Here is a 26917-nt window from a genome sequence, read left to right as displayed (position 1 = left end):
GGCGAAAGTGGTCATTCCCTGTTTCGCTCTTTCCATGCGTCAAACGAATACAGGATTTCGCCGTCCATCGACGTGTAATGGGAAACCGATCTGCGGCCCTCGAAGATGCGACAAGCCTCGTCAGGCATCTTGAACGGCAGTCTCCCACCGTCAGCAACGATCGAGGCAACCGCACGTTGATATCGCTTCACGGTCTCCAGGTCATGGCGTGAGTTCAGTTCCGCGCTCTTGTAACGCCCACGCGACCAGTTGCGGGCAATTGCTTTGCAGAGCAACCAGGCCTTTCGATAGGCCCTCGGAACGCTTTCAAGGGTCGGGTATCCAACCCAATTGAGCGCATCTGCAAAGAAGATATCGGCCGCAGTCGCCTGATCGCATTGGGGCTGCCAAACAACCCAGCGCAAAGGTTGGATGCCGAAATCGTAGTTCCAATTGCTCAACACCGCGTGCCAAGTGTCCGGTGTCTGTTGCGCGAGCCAGTTGACCAGATTTTTGCCGGGGATGTCGACGCGGGCCGACTTCGCCGATAACCAGATGGCCATAAGCTTGTCCTCAGACTCCCAGGCCGTTTGTATGGCTGCCCTCGTATTTCGTTCGTCCTGCATTTCTTTCAACCAGGTCGGCAGCTTAGCCTGGATTTCGGCAGGTTGGCAGGCGATTCGCTCCGCGACCTCAGGCTCAGTCAGCGCATCGAGATGGAAGTAGAGATCAGAGAGGGCTTTGAGTCGCACGGCCGCCATGTCGGAACCGAGCCGAAGCGCTGTGATGAAGGTGTTTGCTGCTGCACTGGAATCCACCGACATGTTGAGTTCCCGGGCAAATGCACCGAGAAGCCTTCTCCAGTCCAAGGTGGCGAATAACTTCGTGTGCCCGTGGCTCAGGACGGCATGCATCTCGATCTGGACTGTCAGGGCGTCGCGTGCGGTTGGTGCATTGCTCAGCACGAGTTGGTCCTCAAACGTCGTTGCAACACTCTTAAGGCAGGTCGGAGCCCAGCCTGCCGGTATCGATCGGCACTGACTTCGACTTTGTTACGCGACGTCCGCCGCGCTGATACATTGCTTTGTAGCTCTAAACGATGCCACTTGAAGAATGGTTAGCGACGTTGGTGAATTGTCGGAACGCCGGCAACGGCCGAATCTTGCCCGCTCAAGGTTTCCAGTAGAAGCGTGCGGTCATAAGAGCGTCGTTTGCCGGTCGGCTGATGCGGTAACAGGAGAAATTCATGAAACTACCAGCAATCACCCTCGCCGCTTTCGCCATCTTCGCTGCTGCTCCCGCACTCGCCGATGGCGAGGTGCAGAAACTCATCACCCCAGCCGACAAGGCGAGGCTCGACAAATACGGCGAGACGCGAAAGGCAGCACTCGCCGAGGCGAAAGCGGGCGACCCCGCCGAGATCAGGCAACTCGACGCCTTGCTGGCAAAACCGCTGGTGGCCTTTTCCAACAAGGGCCTGACCGGCAACTGGCAGTGCCGCACCATCAAGGCCGGCGGACCTTTGCCGCTCGTCATCTATGGCTGGTTCAAGTGCAAGGTGACCGATGACGGTTCCGGCTGGCGGCTCGAAAAGATCAGCGGCTCACAGCGCACCAAGGGCCGTTTCTTCGACGATGGCGAGAAACGCGCGATCTATCTCGGTTCCTTCTATGTCAACAACGATCCGGCAAAGCCCTATGGCAGCGGCCCGCGGACCGACCAGGTCGGCTACGCCTTCCGCAACAGCGCCAAGGAATGGCGCATCGAATTCCCGGCGCCCTATTACGAATCGAAGCTCGACATCATCGAATTCAGGCGCTGACCGTGTATCGAAGAGCTGATCACCAAGGATTAACCCGAACGCCCTAGCATCCCGATCATTGTCGAGAACGGGTTGCTTGGAGGGGGCAAGATCCATGGCAGCATCAGCATCTAGTACGCGGATCGTGGTCGTCACCGGCGGGGGCCAGCATGTCTGGGCTATCGTCAACGCGATCGCAGATCGCGTCGGCCCTGTCAGCGTCGTCCTCGAAACGCCTGAATCCAAAAAGCAATTGCTTCGTGGCCGGGCTCGCCGCCAAGGCTGGTTACAGGCCATCGGCCAACTTGGCACGATGGTGCTCAGCAGGCTGGGCAAACGGCTTCTCGCCAGCCATGCCGCACGGCTGATTGCCGAAGAGAAGCTCGAGGTCGATCCGCGGCGGGACCAGGAAATCATCCATGTCGCCTCGGCCAACGGGCCGGAGTGCCTCGAGGCGATCGAGAAGATCCAGCCTGGCGTTGTCCTGCTTAACGGCTGCAGGCTTTTGTCGAAGGACATGCTGGCCCGGATGCCTTGCCCGGTGCTCAACTATCATGCCGGCATCACGCCGAAATACCGCGGCATGAATGGCGGCTACTGGGCGCTGACGTCAGGCGATCCGCGGAATTTCGGCACCACGGTTCATCTGGTCGATGCCGGCGTCGATACGGGCGCGGTGCTGAAACAGGTGCGCGGTCAGCCAAAACGCGGCGACACCATTTCCAGCTATGCGCTTCGCCAGGCCGCGTTCTCGCGCGACATCTGCGTCGAAGCGGTCAGCGACGTGCTGGCCGGAAAACTCACCACCATCGACCCGGGCCTGCCATCGCAACAATGGTATCACCCGACGATCTGGTTCTATCTCTGGACCGGCATGCGCCGTGGCGTATGGTAGGTGCTGTCAATCGGACGCCCTGTATGCTATTGTCCTACAGAAAGCGAGTTTGCCGATGTCCAACATGGCCCCCTTAAGCGTCCGCGTCACCTCCGACGAACGTGAAATCCTTGAAGCCGCCGCCCACCAAGCGAACACCAATCTCAGCGACTTCATCCGCCGCAAGGCCGTCGAAGCCGCCGAAATGGAGGTGCTGAACGGACGTGTCGTGACGATCCCGGCTGCCGATTGGGAAAAGTTCGAGGAGTGGGCAAAGTCTCCCCCGAAGGCTCTTCCTGGGCTGCGAAGGCTCGCTGCGTCACGGCCCGTATGGCAGGACTGACGCCTCCCCGGCCTCTTGGCGCCGATGACGACAGAGAGGGCTTTGACTGCGGCCGCGAGTCGCTCAACAACTGGCTCCGCCGTCATGCCTGGCGCAATCAGCAGGATGGGATTTCACGAACCAGCATTATTCTTGATTCCACGACTGGTGTTATTGCCGCCTATGTTGCCTTGAGTGCCGGTCAGATCGAGCGGGCACATCTTGCGAAATCGGCGCAACGCAATCGCCCCGATCCCATTCCTATCGTATTGCTCTGCCAACTTGCTGTAGATCGCCGGCATCAAGGTCATGGCTGTGGACGCTCGCTTCTCCTGTTCGCATTCAGGACCGCGGTTCGATTCTCAAGCGAAATCGGCTGCTTCGGTGTCCTCACACACCCGCTCGACGAGGCCGTGAGAGGCTTCTATCGCGGTTTCAACTTTGAAGATCTCCCATTCGACCCGAAACGAAGCATGATCGTCCGCATCGCCGATTTGAAACAGAGCGGCTTCGGAGACAAATAGCCGCCGAAGATCGGTTATCCATTCGATAGCCGGAACGCGCGGTTACGCTCACCCCCACAAGAAGCGTGTCGGCGACTTCGACCGTTCATCCCGGGCTATCGCGGCCCATAGCGGGATCAAAGATTCGCCTTTCATTTTACGACATCCAAATGCGTCGCTTTTGAATGCGCGCGCGTCGTCCCATAACAAGCGGCCCCACTGCGCTTCCGGCAATGCTCGCAGATCGAGGAGTGAGCATTCATGGCCGATCTGATCGTTGTCTACTGGCGTGACATCCCTGCCCAGATCATTGTCAAGAAGGGCCGGCAGAACGCCAAGCGCGAACTGCCGCTGCGCTTCACCGAAGCGATCGACATGTGCGCCATGCGCACCGGCGCCGGCGGCACCGACGATTACCTGGCCGAATGGCGCAAGGCCGATCCCGTTGCGGTCGGCGATGACCTCGAAGCCGAGGTCGAGAAGGCGTTCAACGACATCGACACGAAATACGACCGCGAGCGGCTGGTCGCTCTGGTCAAGGCGGGCGGCAAAGAAAATGTCTGAAACCATTCCTGCCAAGGATGGCCAAAGGGTTGTCCAGCCGGTTACCCAGGCCACTCTGGTCAAGAAGGCAGCGCCGAAATCCGACTACAAGCCGGCCGACGTGTCGCCGCAGCGGCGCGTCCAGCGTTCCTTCGCGGTCCGGCTTTGGTCGGTCCGGCATTCGCGGCTACTCGAATGGTTTTACGCCAAATTCGCCGACATGTTCCTGCTCCTCCATCCCTTGTGGAAGGGCATTGGCTACGGCCGCGTCGAAGGACCGATCAAATTCGTCGAGAAGCGCGTCAAGGGCTTCATGTTCGACTGCCGCATGTGCGGCCAGTGCATTTTGTCCTCGACCGGCATGTCATGCCCGATGAACTGCCCCAAGCAATTGCGCAACGGCCCCTGCGGCGGCGTGCGCGCCAACGGCAATTGCGAGGTCGAGCCTGATATGCCCTGCGTCTGGGTCAAGGCCTGGGAAGGCTCGCAGAACATGGTGCACGGCGACAGGATCTTGACGGTGCAGAAGCCGGTCGACCAGTCGCTGCGCGAAACCTCGGCCTGGCTGCGGGTGACCGCGCAGGCGGCAGCCGCGCGCGAAGCGGCCGCTGCAGCCAAGAATGCGACGGCCAACACCGGGGCGTCGGCATGATCGGCCGCCAGCTCGACGAGAACCCGGCCGGCATCCATCTGCCGCTCGAGCCCCTGCCCGGCCACACCTCGCGCGGCCGGCTGGAACGCGTCCTGCGGCGAGGCGAATTCGCCGTCACCACCGAGCTCAACCCGCCCGACAGCGCCGATCCCGAAGACGTCTACAACAGGGCCAAGATTTTCGACGGCTGGGTCGACGCCATCAACGCCGTCGACGCTTCCGGCGCCAACTGCCACATGTCGTCGGTCGGCATCTGTGCTTTGCTGACCCGCATGGGCTATGCGCCGATCATGCAGATCGCTTGCCGCGACAAGAACCGCATCGCCATTCAAGGCGACGTGCTGGGCGGGGCTGCGATGGGCGTGGCCAACATGCTGTGTCTCACCGGCGACGGCGTCCAGGCTGGCGACCAGCCCGGTGCCAAGCCGGTGTTCGACCTCGACTGCATGTCGCTGTTGGAAACCTGCCGCATCATGCGCGACAACGGCAAGTTCCTGTCCGGCCGCAAGCTAACGACGCCGCCGCAGCTTTTCCTGGGTGCTGCGATCAATCCCTTCGCGCCGCCGATCGACTTCCGTCCGCATCGGCTGGGTAAGAAGATCGCCGCCGGTGCGCAATTCGTGCAGAGCCAGTATTGCTTCGACGTGCCGATGTTCCGCACCTACATGCAGAAGGTGCGCGACCTCGGCTACACCGAAAAATGCTTCATCCTGGTTGGTGTCGGACCGCTCGCCTCCGCCAAGACGGCCAAGTGGATCCGCTCGAACGTACCGGGCATCCATATTCCCGATTCTGTCATCAAGCGGCTGGAAGGCGCGCAGGACCAAAAGAAAGAAGGCAAGCAGCTCTGCATCGACATCATCAACGAGGTGAAGGAAATATCAGGCGTTTCCGGCGTTCACGTGATGGCCTACCGGCAAGAGGAGTATGTTGCCGAGATCGTCGATGAATCGGGCGTGCTGAAGGGCCGCCAGCCATGGAAACGCGAGATACGTCGCGACGACCAGATGGTCGCCGACCGGCTCGAGCACATACTCCACGACGACATTACCGAAACGCAGGTGGACATGGTGAAGACCGCGCACTGACGGCGCGGACGGCCATCCATTCGCTTGAACGAAACCAGACAACGATATAAAGAAATCTTTATATCACGGCGGAGAGAATTCATGACCCGTACCATCGTCGCCTCGGCGACACGAGAAATCATCATCGGCTTCGACCAGCCGTTCTGCGTGATCGGTGAACGCATCAACCCAACCGGCCGCAAGAAGCTGGCCGCCGAGATGATCGCGGGCAATTTCGAGACCGTCATCAGGGACGCATTGGAGCAGGCAGCCTGTGGCGCCACCATGCTCGACGTCAATGCCGGCGTCACCTCGGTCAACCCGAACGAGACCGAACCTGGTCTTTTGGTGCAGACGCTGGAGATCGTGCAGGGCTTGGTCGACCTGCCGCTGTCGATCGACAGCTCCGTCACCGCCGCGATCGAGGCAGCGCTGAAGGTCGCCAAGGGCCGTCCGCTGGTCAACTCCGTCACCGGCGAGGAAGAAAAGCTCGAAGCCATCCTGCCGCTGGTCAAGAAATACAACGTGCCCGTCGTTGCCATCTCCAACGACGAGACCGGCATTTCGATGGACCCGGACGTGCGCTTCGCCGTCGCCAAGAAGATCGTCGAGCGGTGCGCCGATTTCGGCATTCCGGCGCATGACGTCGTCGTCGATCCGCTGGTCATGCCGATTGGCGCGCTGGGCGATGCCGGTCGCCAGGTCTTCGCGCTGCTGCGCCGCCTGCGCGAAGAGCTCAAGGTCAACACCACTTGCGGGCTGTCCAACATCTCGTTCGGCCTGCCGCACCGCCATGGCATCAACGCTGCCTTCATCCCGATGGTGATCGGCGCCGGCATGACATCGGCGATCATGAACCCGGTGCGTCCGCAGGAAATGGAAGCCGTGCGCGGCGCCAATGTGCTGAACGGCACCGACGAGAATTGCACCAACTGGATCCGCACCTACAAGGATTACAAGCCGGCCGAAGGCGGCCAGGCGGTCGCCGCACCAACGCAGGTCAACGCGCCGGGCGAAGGCGCCAACAACGGTGGCCGCCGCCGTGGCGGCCGTGAAGCCCGGATGAGCCGAGGATAAGCGCGCAATCGTGAATTCACCCGCAAACATCACCGACCCGCTCGTGCTGTTCATGCCGTCCGGCAAGCGCGGGCGTTTTCCGGTTGGAACGCCGGTGCTCGATGCCGCGCGCCAGCTCGGCGTCTATGTCGAAAGCGTCTGCGGCGGACGCGCAACCTGCGGACGCTGCCAGATCGAAGTGCAGGAAGGCAATTTCGCCAAGCACAAGATCATCTCCTCCAACGACCACATCACGCCCAAGGGCGCCAAGGAAGAGCGCTATGAGCGCGTGCGCGGCCTGCCCGAACGGCGCCGCCTCTCCTGCTCGGCGCAAATCCTCGGCGACCTCGTCATCGACGTGCCGCAGGACACCGTCATCAACGCGCAGACCATCCGCAAGGATGCCGACACCAGGGTCATCGCTCGTGATGCGGCGATCCGCATGTGCTATGTCGAGATCGAAGAACCCGACATGCACAAGCCACTCGGCGATCTCGACCGGCTGAAGATCGCGCTGATGCACGACTGGGGTCTGAAAAGCCTCGATTTCGATTTTTATCTCTTGCCGCAGGTGCAAAGCATCCTGCGCAAGGGCAACTGGACCGCGACCGCCGCCATCTACAAGGACGCCGACAGCGAGACAGCGCGCGTCGTGGCACTGTGGCCCGGCCTCAAGAACGAGGCCTATGGGCTCGCCTGCGACATCGGCTCGACCACCATCGCCATGCATCTGGTATCGCTGCTGTCGGGCCGCGTCGCCGCCTCGTCCGGCACGTCGAACCCGCAGATCCGCTTCGGCGAGGATCTGATGAGCCGCGTCTCCTATGTGATGATGAATCCGGACGGGCGCGAAGGCATGACGGTTGCCGTGCGCGAGGCGATCTCGGGCCTGGTCGACAAGGTCTGCGCCGAAGGCAATGTGCAGCGCAACGACATCCTGGATTCCGTCTTCGTCGGCAATCCGATCATGCACCATCTGTTCCTCGGCATCGATCCGACCGAGCTTGGCGGCGCGCCGTTCGCGCTGGCTGTTTCGGGCGCCGTGCACATCAAGGCATCCGACATCGGCCTGAAGCTCAACCAGGGCGCCAGGCTCTACATGCTGCCTTGCATCGCCGGCCATGTCGGCGCCGACGCTGCGGCGGTGACGCTGTCGGAAGGCCCGCATCGCCAGGACGAGATGATGCTGATCGTCGATGTCGGCACCAATGCCGAGATCGTGCTCGGCAATCGTGCGCGGGTCGTGGCTGCTTCATCTCCCACCGGCCCGGCCTTCGAGGGCGCCGAAATCTCCGGCGGCCAGCGCGCCGCCCCGGGCGCCATCGAGCGCGTGCGCATCGATCCCGACACGCTGGAGCCGAAATACCGCGTCATCGGCTCGGAACTGTGGTCCGATGAGCCGGGCTTCCTGGAGAGCGTCCAGGCGACCGGCGTCACCGGCATCTGCGGCTCCGGCATCATCGAAGTGGTGGCCGAGATGTATCTCGCCGGCATCATTTCCGAGGACGGTGTCATCGACGGCGGACTTTCGGCCCGCTCGCCGCGCGTCACCGCCAACGGCCGCACCTTCTCCTACGTGCTGAAGGAAGGCTCCGCCGCATTGAAGGAAGATGGGCCGAAGATCACCATCACCCAGACCGATGTGCGCGCCATTCAGCTTGCCAAGGCGGCGCTTTATGCCGGCACCAAGCTGTTGATGGAAAAGCAGAACACCGAGCATGTCGATCGCATCCACTTCGCCGGCGCCTTCGGCTCCTTCATCGATCCGAAATACGCCATGGTGCTCGGCCTGATCCCGGATTGCGACCTCGACAAGGTTTCCGCTGTCGGCAACGCCGCCGGTGCCGGCGCGCGCATGGCGCTGCTCAATCGCGGCTATCGCCGCGAGATCGAGGACACCGTCAGCAAGATCGAGAAGATCGAGACGGCGCTGGAACCCAAATTCCAGGAGCATTTCGTCTACGCCATGGCGCTCCCCAACAAGGTCGATCCGTTCCCGAAACTGTCGGCGGCGGTGAAACTGCCGCCGCGCAAGACGGTCAGCGAAGATGGTGTTGCCGGAGACGCCACCCCGCGCCGGCGTTCGCGCGAAGGCCACGCCGCCAGGCGCGGGCGGGAATAAGCGGTCGCCAGGCCACCGCCTTTCCAAACTCGTTTGCATGCAAATGTTTCCGGATCGCCCGATCCGGAAACCGAAATCCTGTTTTCGTGAAATCCGCCAGATACATGGCAAGCGCATTCAACCGGCATCGAACGGCAGGCAGAAGATCGCTTTCAGCCGCTGCAACGCTCCAAGGGAGACAACGATGTCGATGCTCGAAAGCCTGGGTCGCTATGGCGCGGCCATCAAGAATGCTCACGACCGCAGCAAGGCGCGGCGCCTGTTGAACAGCCTGCCGCCTGAGATCCAGAAGGATATCGGCTGGCCGGTGTCACCGCGATCCAGCGAAAAGGCGTCCCTCACCAGCGCCATCTGGAGCGCCGCGCGCTGATGACCTTCGCCGACAAATGCAAACTGCTCGGCATGCGCCGGGGACGTCGCATGCCGCCGGCGACCACCAGCAACCGGCTGCGTGCCGCACTTTTACCGCACCGCTGACCATCACCGCGCGGATCACACCACCGTGTAGGCGCGGCGTAAATCTTGACATTTTCGGCCACGGCACGATCTTCGAAGATATTGGGGGTTCTCTTAGTCGGCTTTGGCCGAAGTTCGTGTATCCGCATGCCAAGTTTGAAAAGCCATGTCGTGTCTTTCGTCCTGCGGCACAGCCGCAAGCAGGCGTTTGCCAGCCCGGAAAACCTGCAGCGCTGGATCGCTGCAGCGCGCAAGACCGAGAACCACCGGCCGCCTGCCTCGCTGCATCAGCGTCTCGACATCCAGACACACACCGTAGACGGCTTTCCGGTCTACGAAATCGCTCCGAGAGACGGCGAGCAGAAGCGGATTCTCTACCTGCACGGTGGCGCCTATGTCTTTGAAATCACGCCGTATCATTGGCACCTGATCGCCGAGATGGCGGACCGGCTGGGCTACGGTATCACCGTGCCGATCTACCCCATCGCCCCCGAACACGATTTCCACGCCATGTTTGGCATGGTTGGCGATGTCTACCGGCAGATGCTCGCCGAGACGGAAGCCGAAGACATCGTCTTCATGGGCGATTCCGCTGGCGGCAACATGGCCGTGGTGCTGACCATGATGGCCGCCGAAGACGGCCTGCCCCTGCCGTCGCGGCATGTACTCATTTCGCCGGGCCTCGATATGTCGCTTTCCAATCCAAAGCTGTTCGAGGCCGAACGCAACGACCCGTGGCTCGGCATTCCCGGTGGACTTGAAGCGATCCGGATGTACAGCGCCGGCATCGACCGCAGCGACTGGCACATCAGCCCGGTCTACGGCGATCTGTCGGTGCTGCCGAAAACGCTGCTGTTGACCGGCTCGCGCGATCTTCTAACCCCCGACAATCTGATCTTCGCGGAGAAGGCGCGTGTCGCCGGCGTCGAGGTCGATATCGTCCATGAGGAAGGCATGTTCCACGTCTGGCCGTTGATCGACATGCCGGAATCGCGCCGCGCCCGTCAGCACATTGTCGCGTTTCTCAGCGAGAGCCGCTCGCCGATCAGGCAAGACACGAGAACCATATTCGAAGCACCCTCCGCCGAGGCGGCGGAGTAGCGCTTCCTATTCTGGATCGGCCCCTGCTGGCGGATCAGAACTTGCCGGTCTCCCGGAACACTTCAAACGTCGCGCGGATATGGTCGGCGACTGCCTTGACCGGCGCGCTGGCGTCCGGCGCCACCACCATCGCCAGATTGTAGGTGCCGATGTCGGGCATGCCGTCCTTCGGGCAGAGCTCGACCATGTCGTTGCCGAGGAACGACTTCGGCAGCGGCGCCACGGCGAGATCGGACATGATCGCGGCGCGCTGGCCGGCCGTGTGCGCGCTCATATAGGCGATGCGGTAGTTGCGGCCCTCGCGGCCAAGCGCATCGAGCGCGCCTGCCCGCCAGGCGCAGCCCTCTTCCCACAGCGACACCGGCAAGGGCTCGCGCAGATGCGCGCAGCCGCCCTTGGCGCCGGCCCAGACGATCGGCTCGGTGAGCAGCACCTCGGCGCCGAGAGCGCTGGTCTTGTAGGAATTGGTCAACAGCGTGATGTCGAGCGCCCGGTCGTCCATGCGCCGGCGCAGATTGCTGCTCTGGTCGATGGTGACGTCGACGGCGATCGACGGATGCGACTGCGCGAAACGCTTCAGCACATGCGGCAGCACGCGCTCGCCGTAATCGTCCGGCGAACCAAGCCGCACCACCCCGACAATCTCAGGAATGATGAACTTCGACACCACCTCGCGGTTGATCGACAGCAGCCGGCGGGCATAGCCGAGCAGCATTTCGCCGTCCGTGGTCAGCGACACCGAGCGCGCGTCGCGCGCGAACACCGAGCGGCCGAGAATGTCCTCGAGCTTCTTGATCTGCATGGAGACGGCAGACGGCGTGCGGTAGACGGCATTGGCGGCGGTGGTGAAGCTGCCGGTCTCCGCAATTGCCACGAAAGTGCGCAAAACGTCGAGATCGAGCAGCGGCAGCGGATGATTGAGCGGGGCGTTCATGGGAACCGACCTTCAATTTTTCTGATACAAAGCATCATTCCATTTCGTTTGATTGAACATCAGATTGGGAGGATAGTCAACTCCATCGAAGCAGGTTGCTGCCACAAGCAGCCATGAAACGCTCCCGACACAGACCTGCATTCGACGCGAAATGAAGTTGAAACAGACTTAACCAACGCGCTGTCTGGCACCCGCCAGCCACCAAAGGAGAATGAAATGTCTATCCTGTCGTCCCTTGGTCGCATCGCGACCGAATTCAGCGCGGCCCGTGCCCGCTACCAGACTGAACGCGCTATCCGCTCCCTGCCGATCGAACTGCAGAAGGATATCGGCTGGCCTGAAGCTTCCGACACCAAGACCGGTACTCGCAATGGCGTCGGATCCTGGGCTGGAGCAAAGTAAATCGTGTGTACCATGTGCTGAAGGCCTGCCGCGCGAACCGCCCGGCAGGCCTTCTCTGTTTTATTTGTATTCAAATGAGTTTTGGTGCCATGTCGCCAGCGCATGACGCATATGAGAAAGCCGCATAGCAGCTCCTATTTTCAATTAATGCCTTGTAAATAATCGTAAATTTTGGGCACCTTGCCCAAATCTGTCGCAATCGATGTCGCATTTCATATCAAGCGGTTCGCTTTTGCGATTTAGTTTCTGCCCACACAAGCCTATATGACCGTCAGCAAACGAGCTGCCCCACTCCATCAAGCGAAGGCGACCCGTCTGAGCAACCGAATGGAGATGATCATGAAGCTTTTTGCACGCCTTTTCGCCCGCCGTGAAATGAACCTGACCACCGCTCTCGAGCGCCAGCGCCTCGCCAACACCATGCCCGGCCAGACCGGCGCCATGAATGCGGCACGCCTCGGCTTCGTCGCCTGAAGATTTTTAGAGCAGCGCTTCCCTGCCGCTGTCTTGAGACTGTAACGCCGCCTGGCTCCAGCCAGAGCGGCGTTTTTGTTTCGCCGCAGGGTGCAAATTGCCTGTCCTCTGAACAGCTGGATGCCACTTTCTGGGCTCACTGCATGCCGATTGCCCATTTGCGACCAATGTCGCAAATATAATTCTGCCATAGCGGCGTAGCCGATTGACAAACATGGTTTTTCCTGATGACGCTATGCTATTCGCGACATCCTGTTCGCGCCATGGCTGTGTGAGGTTCCCTTGAACGCCGTAAAGCATCCGATCAAGCGATCGTTTGTATTCTTCCTTATTCCCGATTTCACAATGATCGCTTTTGCGACGGCGCTCGACCCGCTGCGCTCGGCCAATCGCATGCTCGGCTACGAGGCCTATCGCTGGCGCCTCGCCAGCATCGACGGCAAGCCGGTGCGCGCCTCGAACGGCGTCGAATGCGCGGTCAACACCTCGCTGGAGGATGAGCGCAAGAAGATGGCGGGTCCCGACCGGCCGAACATGGCCATCGTCTGCAGCGGTATCGATGTCGAACGCTACCAGAACAAATCGGCCTTCGCCTGGCTGCGCGAGGAGTACAATCGCGGCGTCGCCGTCGGCGGCCTGTGCACCGGGGCGCATATCCTTGCCGCCGCCGGCCTATTGTCCAACAAGCGCTGCGCCATCCATTGGGAGAACCTGCCGGGGTTTTCCGAGGCGTTCCCGAAGGCCAATGTCTTTGCCGACCTCTTCGAAATCGACCAGAACATCTACACCTGCGCCGGCGGCACCGCCGCACTCGACATGATGCTGAAGCTGATCGGCGACGACTTTGACGAGAACCTCGTCAACCGCGTCTGCGAGCAGGTGCTGACCGACCGCGTGCGCAGTCCAACCGACCGCCAGCGCCTGCCGCTGCGCGCCCGCCTGGGCGTCCAGAACTCGAAAGTGCTGACCATCATCGAGTTGATGGAGGCAAACCTGTCCGAGCCGCTGTCGCTGATCGAGATCGCCGACCATGTCGACCTGTCGCGCCGTCAGATCGAGCGGCTGTTCCGCACCGAGATGGGACGCTCCCCTGCCCGCTACTATCTCGAAATCCGGCTCGACCGCGCCCGACATCTGCTGATCCAGTCGTCGATGCCGGTGGTCGAGGTGGCGGTCGCCTGCGGCTTCGTCTCGGCCTCGCATTTCTCCAAATGCTACCGCGAGCTCTACGCCCGCTCGCCACAGCAGGAGCGCGTCGACCGCAAGCAACTGCTGGCGGCTTGATACAGCACATCAGAGTAGCTTAGGCCGTCTGCCCCTGCGCCGTGCGCATCGCTTCGACGCGGATATCCTCCGTCAGCCGCGCCTTCAGCGCCGAGAATTCCGGGCTGGTCTTCAGCGTGTAGTGGCGCGGATGCGGCAGGTCGATGCCGACATCCGACTTGACGCTGCCGGGCCGCGCCGTCATCACGATCACGCGCGAGGCCATGAAGATGGCTTCCTCGATGTCGTGGGTAACGAACAGCACCGTCTTCTTGCGCCGTTCCCAGATGCCGAGCAAAAGCTCCTGCATCAGCCCGCGAGTCTGGTTGTCGAGCGCACCGAACGGCTCATCCAGCAACAGGATCTCCGGATCGTTGGCCAGCGCCCGTGCGATCGCCGTGCGTTGCTGCATGCCGCCGGAGAGCTGCTTCGGCCAATGGTTCTCGAACCCCTTCAGTCCGACAAGATCGACATAGGAAGCAACTATCCCGTCCCGCTCCTTTTCGGCCATGCCGCGTTCGCGCAAGCCGAAAGCGATGTTCTGCGCCACCGTCAGCCACGGGAACAGCGTGTAGGACTGAAAGACCATGCCGCGATCCGGCCCCGGCCGGATCACCGCCTTGCCGTCCAGCAGCACACGGCCCTCGCTCGGCGCTTCCAGGCCGGCGACAATCCTGAGCAGTGTCGACTTCCCGCAGCCGGAGGGTCCCAGAATGGTGATGAAGTCGTTGGCGGCGACCGCCAGGTCGATCGGCATCAGCGCCTTGACCGGCTGACCGCCGCGCACGCCGGCGAAGGTGCGCGAAACGCCCTCGATGAGAAGCTTGTTCACGCCAGGCTCCACGGAAAGAGCCAGCGGTTGAAGGCCTTGAAGGCGAAGTCGGACAACAGCCCGATCAGCCCGATGACGATGATGCCGAAGATGATCTGACCCGTCGCCAGCCGCGACTGACTGCTGATGATCATGTAGCCGATGCCGGATGACGAGCCGATCAGCTCCGCGACGATGACATAGGTCCAGGCCCAGCCGAGCACCAGCCGCAACGTCTCGGCGATCTCGGGCGCATTGGCTGGCATGATCACCCGTCTGATGATGCCGTTGTTGGTGGAGCCCAGCGTGTAGGCAGCCTCGACCAGATCGCGCCGTGTACTGCCGACCTTGACCGCGATGATCAAGATGATCTGGAACACCGAGCCGACGAAGATGACGAGCAGCTTTTCCAGCTCGCCGATGCCCGCCCACAGGATGAGCAGCGGGATGAAAGCCGAGGCCGGCAGGTAGCGGGCGAAGGAGACAAAAGGCTCCAGAAACGCCTCCACCGGCTTCCAGGCGCCCATCGCGATGCCAAGCGGCACCGCCATGACCGAGGCAAGCAGGAAGCCGCCGAAGACGCGCCAGATGGTGATCAGAACATCGAGCCAGAAACGGTCCTCGACCAGCAGCCGCCAGCCATCCCGCAGCATCGACAGCGGATCGGCGAGGAAGATACGGTTGACGTGGCCGCCGAGGGTGATCCACGCCCAGAAGGCCACGAAAAGCACGAAGAAGGAAATGCCGAGCACGGTTCGGATACCGGGCGAGACCGGATGCAAGGGGCGCATCGTCAAACCGTCCCCATTTTCAAATGGTCCCCATGCTCAAATCGCGGTTTGTCCAGGAGAAGGCGGCAGCGCCAGGCGCCGCCGCATGATGGCCAAGGCCGGAGTGTCAGTTCGACACCGCGCTGGTGTCGGCCAATGTGTTGACGTCGGGCGCTTCCTTGATCAGTCCCATCTGTAGCAGCAGTTCGCCGGCGGTCTTGGAAAAATCCTGGAATTCCTTGGTGAAGAACTGCTTGTTCTCGGCCTTGTCGGCCCATTTCAGGTATTTCGCCGAATCCTCGAACTCCTTGGCCGACTGCTTCACGTCGGCGCCCATAGTCTCGTAGGATTTCTGCGGATCGCTCTTGATCAGGTCGAGCGCCTCGAAATAGCTGTCCGCGAGCGCCTTGGCGGCATCGGGATTGGCTTTGAGGAATTCGGGCGTGCAGCCGACCGTGTCCAGCACCATCGGGTAGTCGAGTGTCGTCGCCAGGATATGGCCCTGATCGGACTTGTCGCGCACCGCCGAGATGAACGGTTCGTAGGTGACGGCGGCGTCGTTCTGCCCGGCGAGGAAGGCTTGTGCCGCCGCGTCCGGCTCAAGATTGACGACCGTCACATCCTTGGTCGACATGCCGTTCTTGTTCAGCACCCAGGCGAGCATGAAGTAGGGCGACGTGCCCGGCGCCGAGGACGCGACATTCTTGCCCTTGAGATCGGCGACGGTCTTGATGTCGTTGCGGGCGACGATGCCGTCGGCGCCATAGGATTTGTCGAGTTGGAAGATCTGCTTGGTGGTGACGCCGCTGGCGTTCCACACCAGCCAGGTCTCGACCGTGGTGGCCGCGCATTGCAGGTCGCCGCTGGCGATGGCGAGCGGCCGGCTCGCTTGCGGCACCTTCTTCAAGGTCACGTCGAGCCCGTGTTTCTCGAAGATGCCCGCCTGCTTGGCAAGCGTCAGCGGCGCGAAGCCTGTCCAGCCGCTGATGCCGATGGTGACCGAGGTGGCGGCCATCGCCGGTGCGGACAGACCGGCGGCAAGTGTCAATGTTGCAGCAAGAACGGCGATCCTGGTCATGTCAGTTCCCCTTTTGTTTTCTGTGAGCAAATTGTCTCACAGACACCAATCGGCTTGTCAATGAACAGGATGGTGAAGCGTATCGCGGCGACAGGCACCGGATCGGCGGCCATCAGAAATCCCGGCGTGGCTTCAATAGTCGTCGCAGGTGCACTCCGCCGACGAGATACGGTCGTTCCAGTCGCTGCCGCCGAAATTGCGGATCCTGCGCCGGATCTCGATAGAGCGGCCGCCCATCCGAGAGTCCTCATAGGCAATGAGCGTGCAACCCCGGCTCACGATCACCGAAGACACGCGGTCATTCCAGAATTGGCCGCCACGAAAGTTTACGGAGTCATCGGCCTCCATACCGATGGACCGCCCGCGAAAATTCGCATGCTCGAACATGATGCAGGCGGGCTCGTCCCTGTATTGGGCGCCTGCGGCGTCGGCAAAAAGCACCGACGCGACGGCGGTCAGGATGGCAAGGCTTTTCATCTGATGTTTCCTCCGGTTTGACCGCGGCCCCTCCTGCTGGATAGCGCGGTCCGGCCATTTTGCCAATGCTTCGTGTCTGGGGCGCAAGCCTAGCGGCTGTCGAACATCCAACTTCGGTCGCGCCACATTTTCTCGCCGACCTGGCAGTCGGTGGCGGGCTTGTCCTGCGCCAACACCACCGGAGGATGCGCGGCTTCTTCCGTCGCCCATTGCGGCGAGGCCGGACCGGCGAGTTCCAGCACCAGCTTGCGGCGGATGGCTTCGGGAAACTGCGTCCAGTCGTTGACCGGGATCATGAAGGCTCCAGGACCACCGATGACGCAGTCGCTGTAGTAGCGGTCGAGATTGTTGACGTCGTAGGCACCGGAAAATCCGCCTCGCGTCATCAGCGGCAGGCCGTTGATGACGATGCCTTGCTTGATCAGTTCGTCGCGGGTGAGGTTGACCGGTGCGCCCTGGTTGTTGGGGCCGTCGCCCGAAATGTCGATGACCCGCTTCGTCCCCTGGTAGCCGCTTTCGGCGAACAGGTCGTTGCCGAACGCCAGCGCGCCTGAGATTGACGTGCGCCGCGCGCTGTTGGGCGGCTGGGCGGACAATTGCGCAACCACGCGCTCCGCATCACTGCGGCTGGCGATCACCGTCCACGGCACGATGACGCGCTGCCAGCTGGTGCCGGCCCATTCGACATAGGTGACGGCGATCTTGCCGTGGGCGCCGTCGGCAATGGCCTGCAGCACATTGTCGTGCGTCAGCGCTGCCGCATAGCCGTGACGCTGTATCTCGAGTTCGTCCGGCGACATCGACAGCGAAACATCGACAGCCAGCACCAGCTCGACATCGACAGGCTCATCCGCGAGGGACACCGGCATCAACCAAAGCGCCAGCGCGAAGGCGGCACAGGCCGAAAGCAAATGTCTTGCGCCTGAGAAAGCAGACATTCCGCGAGACTAAGCGAAAACCGCCGGCTTAAAAAGACAAAAGCCCAGCTGATGGCCGGGCTTTTGTCTTCATGCCCCTTGCGCTGGCCCAAAGATCAGCTGCGCGGCTTCAAATTCTCCGGATCGTAGAGCGGTTTGTAGCCGACAGCCGCGACTTCGACCGGATATGTCTCGCCGAAATACTCGATCGTGAGCTTGCGGCCCTCCTGGGCGTACGCCCATGGCAGATAGGCGAGGCCGATATTCTTGCCGATGGTCGGGCCATAGGCCATCGAGGTGGTGAAGGACCGGCGGCCGAGCTCGTCGACCAGCGTTTCGCCGGTCTTCGGATCCATCACCGGCATCGTGCCAACCGGATAGCGGGCAACGCCTTTCGAATCGACATTCTCAGTCATCACCAGCGTGCACAGCATAGCCGGTTGGTGTTCGCGGGCGCGGTATTCGACATGCCTGGCCTTGCCGCAAAAATCGTTCTCCTTGACCTTCGGGCGAGCGAGATCCGCTTCGAGCAGATTGTACTCGGTCAACAGGTCAGCGTTCTGCAGGCGCAGGCTCTTTTCCATGCGGCGCGTGTTGGCATAGGTCTCGACGCCGAACGGCATGACACCGGTCGAGCGCAGCGCGTCCCAGACGGCGAGACCGTCCTCGTAGCGCATGTGCAGTTCCCAGCCCTGCTCGCCGACATAGGAGATGCGGAACGCGGTGACATCCTTGCCGCCGATCCGGACCGGCTTGATCGCCGCGAACGGGAAATTCTCAACAGAGAGCCCATCGGGATTTTCGACCACTTTCTGTAGGGTCGCCCGGGCGTTCGGACCCCAGATGCCGATGGTGACGAATTTCTCGGTCACATCGGTGATGGTGACATCGAAGCCTTTGTCCTGCGCGGCGCGGCGCATATACTGGAAATCGCGCGGGCCGGCGTCCGCCCCGTCGATCAGACGGCAGCGATCGGCCATGCGAATGACGGTAAAGTCCGCGCGAACCATGCCTTCCTCGTCGAGGAAGTGGGTGTAGATGCCCTTGCCGATATTGTTGTCGCCGCCGATTTTGGCCGCGCACAGCCATTCCAGCAGCGCGACATGGTCTGGGCCTTCGATGTCGTACATGGCGAAATGCGACAGGTTGACGATGCCGCAATCCTCGCTCATGGCCAGATGTTCGGCATTGGAAACGCGCCAGAAATGGCGGTTGTCCCACTCGTTCTCACGCACCGGCACCCGGTTTCCGTATTTCTCCAGCAGATGTTCGTTGGCGGCATAGCCGTGGGCGCGCTCCCAGCCGCCGAGCTCCATGAAATAGCCGCCAAGCTCCTTCTCGCGTTCCCAGAACGGCGAGCGCCTGATGTTGCGGGCCTTGGAGAACGGCTCGCGCGGGTGCACCGCCGGATTGTAGACCTTCATCGCCGTCTCGGTGCAGCGGTCCCAGATGAACTGCTCCTTCGTCTGGTGCGGGTAGAAGCGCGCATAGTCGATAGCGTGATGGTCGATTTCCGTGCGGCCGTCGGTCATCCAGTCGGCGATGAGCTTGCCCATGCCGGGGCCATCCTTGACCCAGATGGCGACAGCATACCACAGGCCCCGCACCTTCTGGCTTTCGCCCATCGATGGGCCGCCATCGGCGGTCACCTGGAGAAGCCCGTTGAAGGAATGGCTCTCGTTATAGCCGAGTTCGCCCAGGATCGGCGTCAGTTCCATGGCGCGTTCGAGCGGCGCCAGGATCTGCTCCATGTCGAGGTCGCGCTGCGAAGGCGAAAGCCGCGCCTGATCCTTCTCCAACAGGTCGCGCGGATGGCAAAGGCGCGGATTGGTCTCTTCGTAGTAACCCCACTCGATCTGCCCACCTTCAGCGGTCTTGGGATCGCCGGTGTCGCGCATATAGGCCGAGTTGCCCTGGTCGCGCAGGAGCGGCCAGCCGATCTCCTTGCCGGTGCCGGCGAACTCATTGTAGGGGCCGAAGAAGGTCAGCGGATGGTCGATCGGCATGACCGGCAGGTCTTCGCCGACCATCTCCGCGATCAGCCGGCCCCAAATGCCGGCACAGACGACGACATAGTCGGCCTCGATGGTGCCGCGATCGGTGACCACCCCTGATATGCGGCCATCCTTGACGACGAGCGACCTGGCCGACGTGTTGGCGAAGGATTTGAGCTTGCCCGACGCTTCCGCCTGGTCGACCAGCTTGCCGGCGACCGTCTGCGAGCGCGGAATGACGAGACCGGCATCGGGATCCCACAGGCCGCCCTGCACCATCGCTTCTTCGATGAGCGGGAATTTTTCCTTGATCTCGGCGGGTTCGACCAGCCGGGCGCGTGTGCCAAACGCCTTTGCCGAGGCGATCTTGCGCTTGATCTCTTCCATGCGGCTATCGTCGCCGACGCGCGCGACTTCGAGACCGCCGATGCGCGCGTAATGGCCCATCTTTTCGTAGAAATCGATGGAATAGAGCGTCGTCCAGCACGACAGGAAGTCATGGCTGGTCGTGTAGCAGAAGTCGGAGGCATGCGCAGTCGAGCCGATATCGGTCGGGATGCCCGACTTGTCGATGCCGACAATGTCGTCCCATCCCCGTTCGATCAGATGATGGGCGATCGATGCGCCGACAATACCGCCCAGGCCGACGATGACGACCTTCGCCTTTTTCGGAAACTCTGCCATTGCCCGCGACTCCAAAGTGATAAAGCGGGCGGACTATAGGGCGGAGCGGTGGCGCTGATGAAGCCTGTTTGCGACATTGGCAAAAAGCCAAGCGACCAGACGGCAGAATGCTTCCCGTCCGGCGCCTTGGATGATTCGCTTGCCAGGGTGGAAGCTAACTCAGGCGAAGGCCCAGATGTCCTCGGCCTGGAAGCCGACCTGATAACCCGCTGTCTTCAGCTTGACCACGACCTGACCGATCTCGGCTGCCGGCAGCGCTCCGACCTCGACCTTGATCATGCCAGGGCGGTAGCGCTTGAGGTCGAGCTGTTCGAAGACGATCCAATCAGCGCCCTCGCAATCGACGAGGAAGGCATCGATATGGCTGATGGCGTTGCGGTCGAGCAGCGTCTGCAGCGTTTCCGACGGCACCTCGATGTCCCTGAGATGCGGCGCGAACCTGTTGAAATTGGCGTCGGCCTCGCCCCAGGCATTCTTGCCCGACATCAGATTGGTGTCGGTGACCGACGAGCAACCGATGAACTCGATCGGCAGCGTGCCTGCCTCGAGGGCTGCGGCATCGAAGGTGTGGACGGTGATCGTGCCCTTGGTCTTGGTAACGGCGACCGGCTCTATGATGAAGCGGTCCGTGTCGGGATAGTTGGCGCGCAGCCGTTTCTGATTGTACGGAATCGGCTCGACCAGCATCGCGCGTGCTCCAGCTATACGATGTAGCCACGGCGTCACGTCGTCAAACAGCGCGCCATCGCAGGCGCCGACATTGACCATCTGGAATGGCCGCCCTGCCCCACCGAAGCGCGCCTTCAGCGCCGCTTTGGCCAGGAATTTCGTGCCGCGCAATGATGGCCCACGATCGAGAATTCCACGGGGAAGACCAAGCGACAGGGCAATGCGCGCCAGGCTGGATATGGAACTCATGAGTTGTCTCCGGAAATGGCGTGCAACGCGGCGCGATTCTGGCTGCGGGCCACGGCCGCCCACAACGCCATGAACGGCGTCGCCAGCAGCAGGAATGGCGGGATCAAATGCGGGAAATAGATGCGCGTGTCGTGGATCGGGAAGACGGTGAACTTCGCCAGCGCGCCGAGCACCAGTGCCGCAAACAGGATGCCCGTGCGGCGATCGAGGCGGAAGCCGGCGCGGGCGATCGCAAACCAGCCGGCCAGTGCGAGCACCGACACCCCGACCCAGCTGTTCAGGCTGACGGCGCGCAGCAGCGAGGCGGCAAACGCCCTGAGATAGGCGGCGGCCGAGAATGGCGGTTCGAACCCGTCCATATTGTAGTGCTGCTCGATGCTGGAGAACCACAGATGCGGCCACCAGCCAGGATGATGAGCCCAATGCGAAATGGCGAAATAGGCGACAAAGGACGCGGCAAAGCCGGCCAGCGCGCCCCATGACTTCTGCCGGAAGGCGACCAGCAGCGCAGCAAAAACAGCAAGGAAAACAATATTGTCCGGCCGCACCATAAAGGCAAGGAAGAGCAGAAGCGCCGTTGCCGCCTCGCGGCTGCGGACAAAGGCATAGAGCCCGCCAAGAAGCAGCGCTGACGTGAGCAGGTCCGGCGTCGAAGCGCGCGCCGCATCGCCGAAATCGGCCATGATCAGCACCGCGCCGACCACCGGCGCCAGCGCCAATGCTTTTTCCGAACGCAGCCACATCAGCGTGATCGCGCCGAACAGCAGCACGGAGAACACCTGGACCAGCCGCATCGCCTCGACCGGCGACATCACCGCGCTCAGCGTCGACAGGATCTCGGCATAGAGGAACTTGATCCTGTACATGCCAAGCAGCGAACGGAAGTCGGCTGCATTCTCCGTCATGTGGCTGCGGTAACCGCCGCCGTCATCGGTCAACGCCTTGTAATCGCTGGCCGAAACGCCTGATTTGACCGTGTTGTAGGCGTAGTCGTGCAACGCCTGCGCATCGGGGTAGGTCCCCTCCTCTGCTATGGCGAGATAGGGCAGCATGTCCCAGTTGGCGTTGGGCATCCACCATGCCGTGAACGCCGTCAGAAGGATATAGAGCGCGAAGGCCGCTGCACCGATCGGTGCTGCCAGCCGCGCATAAGTCCCCTCACCCAACGCCAGACCGGCCTCGGTGAGCCGGTCGAGTGGATTTTGTGGAACTGGCGACTTGGTCAGCATCGTTGTACCCGGCGAATTCGCTTAACGGACCTGGCTTTTGACGAAATCCTTCACGATCGACACGATGCCGCGCGACAGCAGGCTGTCGAAGGCATCGACGAAGCGGTCGACATGCTCGCGCTGGCAGATCAGCGGCGGCTCGAGCCGGATGACATTGCGGTTGTATTCGGTGAAGGCGACAAGCACATCGTAGTCGCGCAAAAGCAGCGCTCCAACGAAGCCGGACAGCGAGCCCTTCAGCTTGTCGTCGAGCACGCTGACGATCGGCCGCAGCACCATCGGCAAGGTCTGCGAGAAGTCGTGGAACTCCAGGCCGACCATAAAGCCCTTGCCGCGCACATCGTTGATGATCTTCGGGTATTTTTCCCTGAGCGCCTGTAGCCGCTGCAGCAAATAGTCGCCGGTGACGGCGGCGTTGTCGATCAGCCCCTCGTCATAGAGCACGTTGAGCCCCTCGATCGAGGTGACGCAGGCCTCGCCCATGCCGCCAAAGGTCGCCATGGCATGGATCATCGCCGTTTTCGGCGTGCCATAGGCCTTCATATAAACCTCGCGCCGGGCAATCATCGCGCCGACCGCCGCCTTGCCGGCGCCGAGCGATTTGGCCAGCGCCGTCACATCGGGAATGACGCCGTAGTGCTCGAAGGCATAGAAGCGGCCCGAACGGCCGTAGCCGCACTGCACTTCGTCAGCGACCCACAGCACGCCATACTGGTCGCACAGCGCGCGCAGCTTCTGCCAGTACTCGGCCGGCGCCTGGATGATGCCGCCGCCGCCCTGGATGGTTTCAAGCACGATGACGCCGACCTCCGGGTCGGAGCGGAACAGCCGCTCGACCGCTTCGATGTCGGCAAAGGGGATGCGGACCGTATTGTCCGCCACCTTGAAGTCGGCGCGGTAGAGCTGGCCGTCGGTGATGCCGAGCACGCCCTTGGTCTTGCCGTGGAAGGAATTCTCGGCATAGACGATTTTCGGCCGCTTCGGGCCGGCGGCGCGCTCGGCAAGCTTCACCGCCGCTTCCATGGCTTCCGAGCCGGACGAGCCCAAAAACACCATGTCGAGATCGCCGGGCGAGCATTTCGCGATGTTGTGCGCGAGGGCCGCCGCATATTGCGACATGAAGGCGATGGCGATTTCCTGGCGCTTCTCCTCCTGGAATTTCTTGCGTGCTTCGAGAATGCGCGGATGGTTGTGGCCGAAGGCCAGCGAACCGAAGCCACCGAAGAAATCGAGGATCTTGCGGCCGTTCTGGTCGATGTAGAACATGCCCTCGGCACGTTCGATCTTGATCTTGTGGAAGCCGAGCAGCTTCATGAAATGCAGCTGACCGGGGTTGAGATGCGCCTTGAACAGGTCGGTCATCTCAGCGACATCCATCGCCTTGGCCTGCTCGACGCTGATCAAGTCGGGCTTGGCGATGGTGACGGGCGACAGCGCCGGCGCGCTGACCATGGTGCGCGCATTGGTCTGCTCGGGCTTGGCCATGACGGTCATTTCAATCTCCTGTCTGCACGCACGACCGCGATCGTGCGCAACGAAAGCTGTTCGGCGAGCCCGCTATTCGGCGGGCACATGTTTGGTGGCGACTGCGGGACCGGCCTTCTTGGCGCGGTACTCGCTGTAGGCGGCGATCAGCATGTCCTCGTCGCGATATTGCGGCACCCAACCGAGCTGGCGCCCGGCCTTGGACACGTCGAGCACGCACTCCTCGTCAGCGATGAGATATTGCTCCGGATCCATGATCGGCATGTTCATCAGGTCGAGCAGGTCGAGCGTGCGCTTCACCGCCCAGCCCGGTGTCGGAACCAGGATCGATTTCGAGCCGGCATGCTTGATCAGGTCGCCGAGCAATTTCTTTACCGGCGGCGGATTGAGCGAACCGAGATTATAGGCCTCGTTGGGCACGCCGGCCTTCCAGGCCGCGCGGGCCGCTTCCGCACAATCGAACACCGAGATGAACTGATAGGGGTTCCTGCCCGAACCGATCATCGGCACGGGAAGATTCCAGTCGATCAGCTTGAACAGCTTTTCGAGAATGCCGAGCCGGCCGGGACCGATGATCAGGCGCGGGCGAAACAGCGAGATCGACATGCCGCGTTTGCGCCATTCGATGGCCAGTTCCTCGGTCTTCTGTTTCGACCAGCCATATTCGCCGAGCGGCGCGACCGGGTGCTCCTCGGTCATCGGCTGCGTGACCGTGTGGCCGTAGATCATGTCGGTCGTGTAGTGGACCAGCTTTGGCGCGCCGGCTCTGTCCATGGCCTGCATGATGTGCTCGGTGCCGTGGAAATTCACCGGGAAGAAGAAATCATGCCGCTTGGCGCGCACCTGGATCGGCGACAGCATCTTTGCCGACAGATTGTAGACCATGTCGTCGGCCTTCAGCCCAACCGCGGCGACCGAGGCCGGATCGGTGACGTCGCATTGGATGAAGCGGACGTTGCGGTAATGCGGCAGGTCGCTTTTGACGATGTCGGCAACGACAATCTCTTCACCATCGGCCACAAGCTTCGGGGCAAGGTGACGGCCGACGAAACCGTCGCCGCCGAAAATCACATGTCTCATCGAACGGTCTCGTTTGTCTGGATCTTGTCGGGCGTGATGGAAGCGGTCTGGTCCTCATGCCCCCGCTCGCCCAAATCCCGCCCACTTTGCGCGATCAGCACCGTGCCGACGCAGATGCAGGCGATGCCGGCGATGCGCCAGCCATTGAGATCCTCGCGGAAGACGAAATAGGCGAAGATGGCGACAGCGACATAGGCGAGGCTGAGGAACGGATAGGCGAAGGAAAGTTCGACCTTGGACAGCACATAGAGATGCGAGGCCATCGAGATGACGAAGGTGCAGAGGCCCAGGAAGACCCACGGGCTGAAGACGATCTGCAACAGCTTGACGAGCGGATTGACACCCTCGAACGAGATCGGCCCGAGCGACATCATGCCTTGCTTCAGCATCAGCTGTGCAGCAGCATTGGTCATGACGGTAAAGAGAATGAAGACGATGTATTTCATGTGTTCCAAGCCACCCCTTCACGCTTCCTATTACAGACCGGCAAACATTTCGTGAAGCCGCAAGAATGTTTTGAGTGAATCGTTTGTTTAACGATTCGGCAACCAAGACTTACTCGAGTTTTATCTATTCAGCCGCCTCTACCGCGCCATGCCGCATATCCAGTTTCTTCGCCGTGCGCGCCCAGAAACTCGACGTGAAGGCGGGATCGCGGAGCACTTCCAGCCGCTGCCATTCGGGAAAGGACGAAGCGAAGATGTCGGCGCCCATGCGGGCGTCCTTGTAGGGATTGACCGCGCCGCCAGCCTCGACCGTGATGCGGTCGAGTTCCCGCAGTAGCGCCAGCGTCGTCGCGCCCTTGTTGGGAAAATCCAGCGTCAGCGTGTAGCCGGGACGCGGGAACGACAGCAGCGCCGGCGAGCGGATGGAGCCGAAGCGTTTCAGCACGGTGAGGAACGAGCCCTGCCCGGCTTGCCTCGCAGCCGCCAGCAGTGCCGGCACAGCTTCGCGCGCCGTCTCTTCCGGCACCACGCTCTGATGCTGGAAAAGCCCTTTTGGCCCGTAGAGCCGGTTCCAGTCGCGCACGCCGTCAAGTGGGAAGAAGAAGCCTTGATATCCGACCTGGCGCGGTTCCATCGACCGGCCCTTCTTCCACCTGTAAGCGGCGTTGAAGGCGGTCAGGAACGGCCGGTTGAGCACATTGAACGGCGGCTGGAGCGGCACCGAGAGATTACCGCCGGCGCGCGAGGCGGCGTGCGAACCGTGCTCAGCGTGATTGCCTGACAACAACAACCCGCGGCCGCTGTTGCGGCCGCCGGCAAGCTGGTCGATCCAGGCGACCGCATATTCATTGGCCTGATCGGCCGCCTCGGCCAGCTCGAAAAACTCGCTGAGATCGCGAAACGGCGCAGTCCTTTCGACGATGTCGAGGGAATGCACCCGCATCAGCCGGATCGAGGCCGACAGGATGAGTCCGGTCAGCCCCATGCCGCCGATCGTCGCCGCAAACAGCCTCGCATTGACTGATGCCGAGCAACGATGGGTCTTTCCGTCGGACCTGAGCAGCGTGAAGGTCTCGACATGGCAGCCGAAGGTGCCGCGCCGATGATGGTTCTTGCCATGCACGTCATTGGCGATGGCGCCGCCAAGCGTGACGAATTGCGTGCCTGGAACGACCGCCGGAAAGAAGCCGTAAGGGGCAGCGTGGGCGATGATGTCGGACAACAGCACGCCGGCATCCGCCTCGAGAACACCGGTTTCGGCGTTGAAGGCGCGGATCCGGTTCAGCGACCGCATGTCGACCACCGCGCCGGCCTCGTTCTGGCAGGAATCGCCGTAGGAGCGGCCGTTGCCATAGGCAAGCAGCGACGCCGGCCTAGCCTGCCCGCCCTTCAGCAGCGCGATCGCCTCATCGGCACCGATGGCGCGCGGCGCAGGCGGTGTGGCAAGGCCAAAGCTTGGGAACCGCTCGGTGGCCATGT

At 61.9% G+C, this 26917-nt stretch carries 28 protein-coding genes; 14 read left to right on the top strand and 14 right to left on the bottom strand.

Going from position 1 to position 26917, the window contains the following annotated elements:
* Window positions 1–11: 11 nt before the first annotated feature.
* The gene (locus ACSQ3L_RS17100) at window positions 12–944 is read right to left on the bottom strand and encodes a DUF4274 domain-containing protein (protein WP_436161024.1); all 933 of its coding nucleotides are present in this window, start codon (window positions 942–944) and stop codon (window positions 12–14) included.
* 281 nt (window positions 945–1225) lie between these two features.
* On the opposite strand from ACSQ3L_RS17100, the gene ACSQ3L_RS17095 reads away from it, so the two are divergent.
* The 11 genes from ACSQ3L_RS17095 to ACSQ3L_RS17045 all read left to right on the top strand — a co-directional run bounded on the left by ACSQ3L_RS17095 (window position 1226) and on the right by ACSQ3L_RS17045 (window position 10476).
* Window positions 1226–1801, top strand: coding sequence for a DUF4893 domain-containing protein (locus tag ACSQ3L_RS17095; protein ID WP_436161023.1), 576 nt, complete (start codon window positions 1226–1228; stop codon window positions 1799–1801).
* 94 nt (window positions 1802–1895) lie between these two features.
* Window positions 1896–2675: a formyl transferase gene (locus ACSQ3L_RS17090; protein ID WP_436161022.1), complete on the top strand. Its 780-nt coding sequence runs from the start codon at window positions 1896–1898 to the stop codon at window positions 2673–2675.
* Window positions 2676–2730: 55 nt separating this feature from the next.
* Entirely contained in the window at window positions 2731–2997 is a 267-nt protein-coding gene (locus ACSQ3L_RS17085; protein ID WP_436161021.1) for a DUF1778 domain-containing protein, read from the top strand.
* Window positions 2985–3500, top strand: coding sequence for a GNAT family N-acetyltransferase (locus tag ACSQ3L_RS17080; protein ID WP_436161020.1), 516 nt, complete (start codon window positions 2985–2987; stop codon window positions 3498–3500). The genes ACSQ3L_RS17085 and ACSQ3L_RS17080 overlap by 13 nt, the downstream gene beginning before the upstream one ends.
* Before the next feature lie 240 nt (window positions 3501–3740).
* Window positions 3741–4043: a virulence factor gene (locus ACSQ3L_RS17075; RefSeq protein ID WP_436161019.1), complete on the top strand. Its 303-nt coding sequence runs from the start codon at window positions 3741–3743 to the stop codon at window positions 4041–4043.
* The gene (locus ACSQ3L_RS17070; RefSeq protein ID WP_436161018.1) at window positions 4036–4674 is read left to right on the top strand and encodes a methylenetetrahydrofolate reductase C-terminal domain-containing protein; all 639 of its coding nucleotides are present in this window, start codon (window positions 4036–4038) and stop codon (window positions 4672–4674) included. Before ACSQ3L_RS17075 ends, ACSQ3L_RS17070 begins: the two co-directional genes overlap by 8 nt.
* The gene (locus ACSQ3L_RS17065) at window positions 4671–5762 is read left to right on the top strand and encodes a methylenetetrahydrofolate reductase (protein ID WP_436161017.1); all 1092 of its coding nucleotides are present in this window, start codon (window positions 4671–4673) and stop codon (window positions 5760–5762) included. The genes ACSQ3L_RS17070 and ACSQ3L_RS17065 overlap by 4 nt, the downstream gene beginning before the upstream one ends.
* An 81-nt stretch (window positions 5763–5843) precedes the next feature.
* The gene (locus ACSQ3L_RS17060) at window positions 5844–6818 is read left to right on the top strand and encodes a methyltetrahydrofolate cobalamin methyltransferase (protein ID WP_436161016.1); all 975 of its coding nucleotides are present in this window, start codon (window positions 5844–5846) and stop codon (window positions 6816–6818) included.
* Window positions 6819–6828: 10 nt separating this feature from the next.
* Complete coding sequence (locus ACSQ3L_RS17055) at window positions 6829–8919, top strand: ASKHA domain-containing protein (protein WP_436161015.1); 2091 nt, start codon at window positions 6829–6831, stop codon at window positions 8917–8919.
* A gap of 184 nt (window positions 8920–9103) precedes the next feature.
* Complete coding sequence (locus tag ACSQ3L_RS17050; RefSeq protein ID WP_056596339.1) at window positions 9104–9289, top strand: hypothetical protein; 186 nt, start codon at window positions 9104–9106, stop codon at window positions 9287–9289.
* Window positions 9290–9522: 233 nt separating this feature from the next.
* Window positions 9523–10476: an alpha/beta hydrolase gene (locus ACSQ3L_RS17045; protein ID WP_436161014.1), complete on the top strand. Its 954-nt coding sequence runs from the start codon at window positions 9523–9525 to the stop codon at window positions 10474–10476.
* A gap of 34 nt (window positions 10477–10510) precedes the next feature.
* Here ACSQ3L_RS17045 and ACSQ3L_RS17040 read toward each other — a convergent pair whose 3' ends face one another.
* Entirely contained in the window at window positions 10511–11410 is a 900-nt protein-coding gene (locus tag ACSQ3L_RS17040) for a LysR substrate-binding domain-containing protein (RefSeq protein ID WP_127258510.1), read from the bottom strand.
* A gap of 216 nt (window positions 11411–11626) precedes the next feature.
* Between ACSQ3L_RS17040 and ACSQ3L_RS17035 the strand changes: the two genes are divergently transcribed.
* The 3 genes from ACSQ3L_RS17035 (at window position 11627) to ACSQ3L_RS17025 (ending at window position 13570) form a co-directional block, all read left to right on the top strand.
* Window positions 11627–11812 (top strand): hypothetical protein, encoded by a 186-nt coding sequence (locus ACSQ3L_RS17035; RefSeq protein WP_032930657.1) that lies wholly within the window; start codon window positions 11627–11629, stop codon window positions 11810–11812.
* Window positions 11813–12151: 339 nt separating this feature from the next.
* Window positions 12152–12286, top strand: coding sequence for a hypothetical protein (locus tag ACSQ3L_RS17030; protein WP_013531161.1), 135 nt, complete (start codon window positions 12152–12154; stop codon window positions 12284–12286).
* Window positions 12287–12631: 345 nt separating this feature from the next.
* Window positions 12632–13570 carry a GlxA family transcriptional regulator gene (locus ACSQ3L_RS17025; RefSeq protein ID WP_436161013.1) on the top strand — a complete coding sequence of 313 codons (939 nt, stop codon included), beginning with the start codon at window positions 12632–12634 and terminating at the stop codon, window positions 13568–13570.
* 19 nt (window positions 13571–13589) lie between these two features.
* On the opposite strand, the gene ACSQ3L_RS17020 is transcribed toward ACSQ3L_RS17025, so the two are convergent.
* From ACSQ3L_RS17020 to ACSQ3L_RS16965, 12 genes are all read right to left on the bottom strand, one after another.
* Window positions 13590–14381 carry an ABC transporter ATP-binding protein gene (locus ACSQ3L_RS17020; protein ID WP_436161012.1) on the bottom strand — a complete coding sequence of 264 codons (792 nt, stop codon included), beginning with the start codon at window positions 14379–14381 and terminating at the stop codon, window positions 13590–13592.
* Window positions 14378–15151 carry an ABC transporter permease gene (locus ACSQ3L_RS17015; RefSeq protein ID WP_436161011.1) on the bottom strand — a complete coding sequence of 258 codons (774 nt, stop codon included), beginning with the start codon at window positions 15149–15151 and terminating at the stop codon, window positions 14378–14380. The genes ACSQ3L_RS17020 and ACSQ3L_RS17015 overlap by 4 nt, the downstream gene beginning before the upstream one ends.
* Before the next feature lie 106 nt (window positions 15152–15257).
* Window positions 15258–16208: an ABC transporter substrate-binding protein gene (locus ACSQ3L_RS17010; RefSeq protein WP_436161010.1), complete on the bottom strand. Its 951-nt coding sequence runs from the start codon at window positions 16206–16208 to the stop codon at window positions 15258–15260.
* 132 nt (window positions 16209–16340) lie between these two features.
* Entirely contained in the window at window positions 16341–16685 is a 345-nt protein-coding gene (locus ACSQ3L_RS17005) for a peptidase inhibitor family I36 protein (RefSeq protein WP_436161009.1), read from the bottom strand.
* A gap of 89 nt (window positions 16686–16774) precedes the next feature.
* Window positions 16775–17623: a DUF1194 domain-containing protein gene (locus tag ACSQ3L_RS17000; protein ID WP_436161008.1), complete on the bottom strand. Its 849-nt coding sequence runs from the start codon at window positions 17621–17623 to the stop codon at window positions 16775–16777.
* 95 nt (window positions 17624–17718) lie between these two features.
* Window positions 17719–20280, bottom strand: a complete 2562-nt coding sequence (locus tag ACSQ3L_RS16995; protein ID WP_436161007.1) for a GcvT family protein — start codon at window positions 20278–20280, stop codon at window positions 17719–17721.
* 159 nt (window positions 20281–20439) lie between these two features.
* Window positions 20440–21198 carry an FkbM family methyltransferase gene (locus tag ACSQ3L_RS16990; RefSeq protein WP_436161006.1) on the bottom strand — a complete coding sequence of 253 codons (759 nt, stop codon included), beginning with the start codon at window positions 21196–21198 and terminating at the stop codon, window positions 20440–20442.
* Complete coding sequence (locus ACSQ3L_RS16985; RefSeq protein ID WP_436161005.1) at window positions 21195–22427, bottom strand: hypothetical protein; 1233 nt, start codon at window positions 22425–22427, stop codon at window positions 21195–21197. Before ACSQ3L_RS16985 ends, ACSQ3L_RS16990 begins: the two co-directional genes overlap by 4 nt.
* Window positions 22428–22448: 21 nt before the next feature.
* The gene (locus ACSQ3L_RS16980) at window positions 22449–23879 is read right to left on the bottom strand and encodes an aspartate aminotransferase family protein (protein WP_436163466.1); all 1431 of its coding nucleotides are present in this window, start codon (window positions 23877–23879) and stop codon (window positions 22449–22451) included.
* A gap of 105 nt (window positions 23880–23984) precedes the next feature.
* The gene (locus ACSQ3L_RS16975; RefSeq protein WP_436161004.1) at window positions 23985–24992 is read right to left on the bottom strand and encodes an NAD-dependent epimerase/dehydratase family protein; all 1008 of its coding nucleotides are present in this window, start codon (window positions 24990–24992) and stop codon (window positions 23985–23987) included.
* Entirely contained in the window at window positions 24989–25438 is a 450-nt protein-coding gene (locus ACSQ3L_RS16970) for an EamA family transporter (RefSeq protein ID WP_436161003.1), read from the bottom strand. The genes ACSQ3L_RS16975 and ACSQ3L_RS16970 overlap by 4 nt, the downstream gene beginning before the upstream one ends.
* A gap of 124 nt (window positions 25439–25562) precedes the next feature.
* Window positions 25563–26915 carry an FAD-binding oxidoreductase gene (locus ACSQ3L_RS16965; protein ID WP_436161002.1) on the bottom strand — a complete coding sequence of 451 codons (1353 nt, stop codon included), beginning with the start codon at window positions 26913–26915 and terminating at the stop codon, window positions 25563–25565.
* Window positions 26916–26917: the final 2 nt, after the last annotated feature.

Origin of the sequence: Mesorhizobium sp. LjRoot246, from assembly GCF_964254115.1 — a bacterium.
Taxonomy (GTDB): Bacteria; Pseudomonadota; Alphaproteobacteria; order Rhizobiales; family Rhizobiaceae; genus Mesorhizobium.
This window is presented reverse-complemented; position numbering and strand designations above follow the sequence as displayed.

Bases quoted from the DNA above. Each gene is read 5' to 3' on its own strand.
- ACSQ3L_RS17045 (WP_436161014.1), top strand. From the start codon at position 9,523: ATGCCAAGTTTGAAAAGCCATGTCGTGTCTTTCGTCCTGCGGCACAGC.
- ACSQ3L_RS16995 (WP_436161007.1), bottom strand. From the start codon at position 20,280: ATGGCAGAGTTTCCGAAAAAGGCGAAGGTCGTCATCGTCGGCCTGGGC.
- ACSQ3L_RS17085 (WP_436161021.1), top strand. From the start codon at position 2,731: ATGTCCAACATGGCCCCCTTAAGCGTCCGCGTCACCTCCGACGAACGT.
- ACSQ3L_RS17080 (WP_436161020.1), top strand. From the start codon at position 2,985: ATGGCAGGACTGACGCCTCCCCGGCCTCTTGGCGCCGATGACGACAGA.
- ACSQ3L_RS16975 (WP_436161004.1), bottom strand. From the start codon at position 24,992: ATGAGACATGTGATTTTCGGCGGCGACGGTTTCGTCGGCCGTCACCTT.
- ACSQ3L_RS17000 (WP_436161008.1), bottom strand. From the start codon at position 17,623: ATGTCTGCTTTCTCAGGCGCAAGACATTTGCTTTCGGCCTGTGCCGCC.
- ACSQ3L_RS16985 (WP_436161005.1), bottom strand. From the start codon at position 22,427: ATGCTGACCAAGTCGCCAGTTCCACAAAATCCACTCGACCGGCTCACC.
- ACSQ3L_RS17095 (WP_436161023.1), top strand. From the start codon at position 1,226: ATGAAACTACCAGCAATCACCCTCGCCGCTTTCGCCATCTTCGCTGCT.
- ACSQ3L_RS17025 (WP_436161013.1), top strand. From the start codon at position 12,632: ATGATCGCTTTTGCGACGGCGCTCGACCCGCTGCGCTCGGCCAATCGC.
- ACSQ3L_RS17010 (WP_436161010.1), bottom strand. From the start codon at position 16,208: ATGACCAGGATCGCCGTTCTTGCTGCAACATTGACACTTGCCGCCGGT.
- ACSQ3L_RS16965 (WP_436161002.1), bottom strand. From the start codon at position 26,915: ATGGCCACCGAGCGGTTCCCAAGCTTTGGCCTTGCCACACCGCCTGCG.
- ACSQ3L_RS17040 (WP_127258510.1), bottom strand. From the start codon at position 11,410: ATGAACGCCCCGCTCAATCATCCGCTGCCGCTGCTCGATCTCGACGTT.
- ACSQ3L_RS17015 (WP_436161011.1), bottom strand. From the start codon at position 15,151: ATGCGCCCCTTGCATCCGGTCTCGCCCGGTATCCGAACCGTGCTCGGC.
- ACSQ3L_RS16990 (WP_436161006.1), bottom strand. From the start codon at position 21,198: ATGAGTTCCATATCCAGCCTGGCGCGCATTGCCCTGTCGCTTGGTCTT.
- ACSQ3L_RS17035 (WP_032930657.1), top strand. From the start codon at position 11,627: ATGTCTATCCTGTCGTCCCTTGGTCGCATCGCGACCGAATTCAGCGCG.
- ACSQ3L_RS16980 (WP_436163466.1), bottom strand. From the start codon at position 23,879: ATGGTCAGCGCGCCGGCGCTGTCGCCCGTCACCATCGCCAAGCCCGAC.
- ACSQ3L_RS17070 (WP_436161018.1), top strand. From the start codon at position 4,036: ATGTCTGAAACCATTCCTGCCAAGGATGGCCAAAGGGTTGTCCAGCCG.
- ACSQ3L_RS17030 (WP_013531161.1), top strand. From the start codon at position 12,152: ATGAAGCTTTTTGCACGCCTTTTCGCCCGCCGTGAAATGAACCTGACC.
- ACSQ3L_RS17050 (WP_056596339.1), top strand. From the start codon at position 9,104: ATGTCGATGCTCGAAAGCCTGGGTCGCTATGGCGCGGCCATCAAGAAT.
- ACSQ3L_RS17060 (WP_436161016.1), top strand. From the start codon at position 5,844: ATGACCCGTACCATCGTCGCCTCGGCGACACGAGAAATCATCATCGGC.
- ACSQ3L_RS17090 (WP_436161022.1), top strand. From the start codon at position 1,896: ATGGCAGCATCAGCATCTAGTACGCGGATCGTGGTCGTCACCGGCGGG.
- ACSQ3L_RS17005 (WP_436161009.1), bottom strand. From the start codon at position 16,685: ATGAAAAGCCTTGCCATCCTGACCGCCGTCGCGTCGGTGCTTTTTGCC.
- ACSQ3L_RS17075 (WP_436161019.1), top strand. From the start codon at position 3,741: ATGGCCGATCTGATCGTTGTCTACTGGCGTGACATCCCTGCCCAGATC.
- ACSQ3L_RS16970 (WP_436161003.1), bottom strand. From the start codon at position 25,438: ATGAAATACATCGTCTTCATTCTCTTTACCGTCATGACCAATGCTGCT.
- ACSQ3L_RS17065 (WP_436161017.1), top strand. From the start codon at position 4,671: ATGATCGGCCGCCAGCTCGACGAGAACCCGGCCGGCATCCATCTGCCG.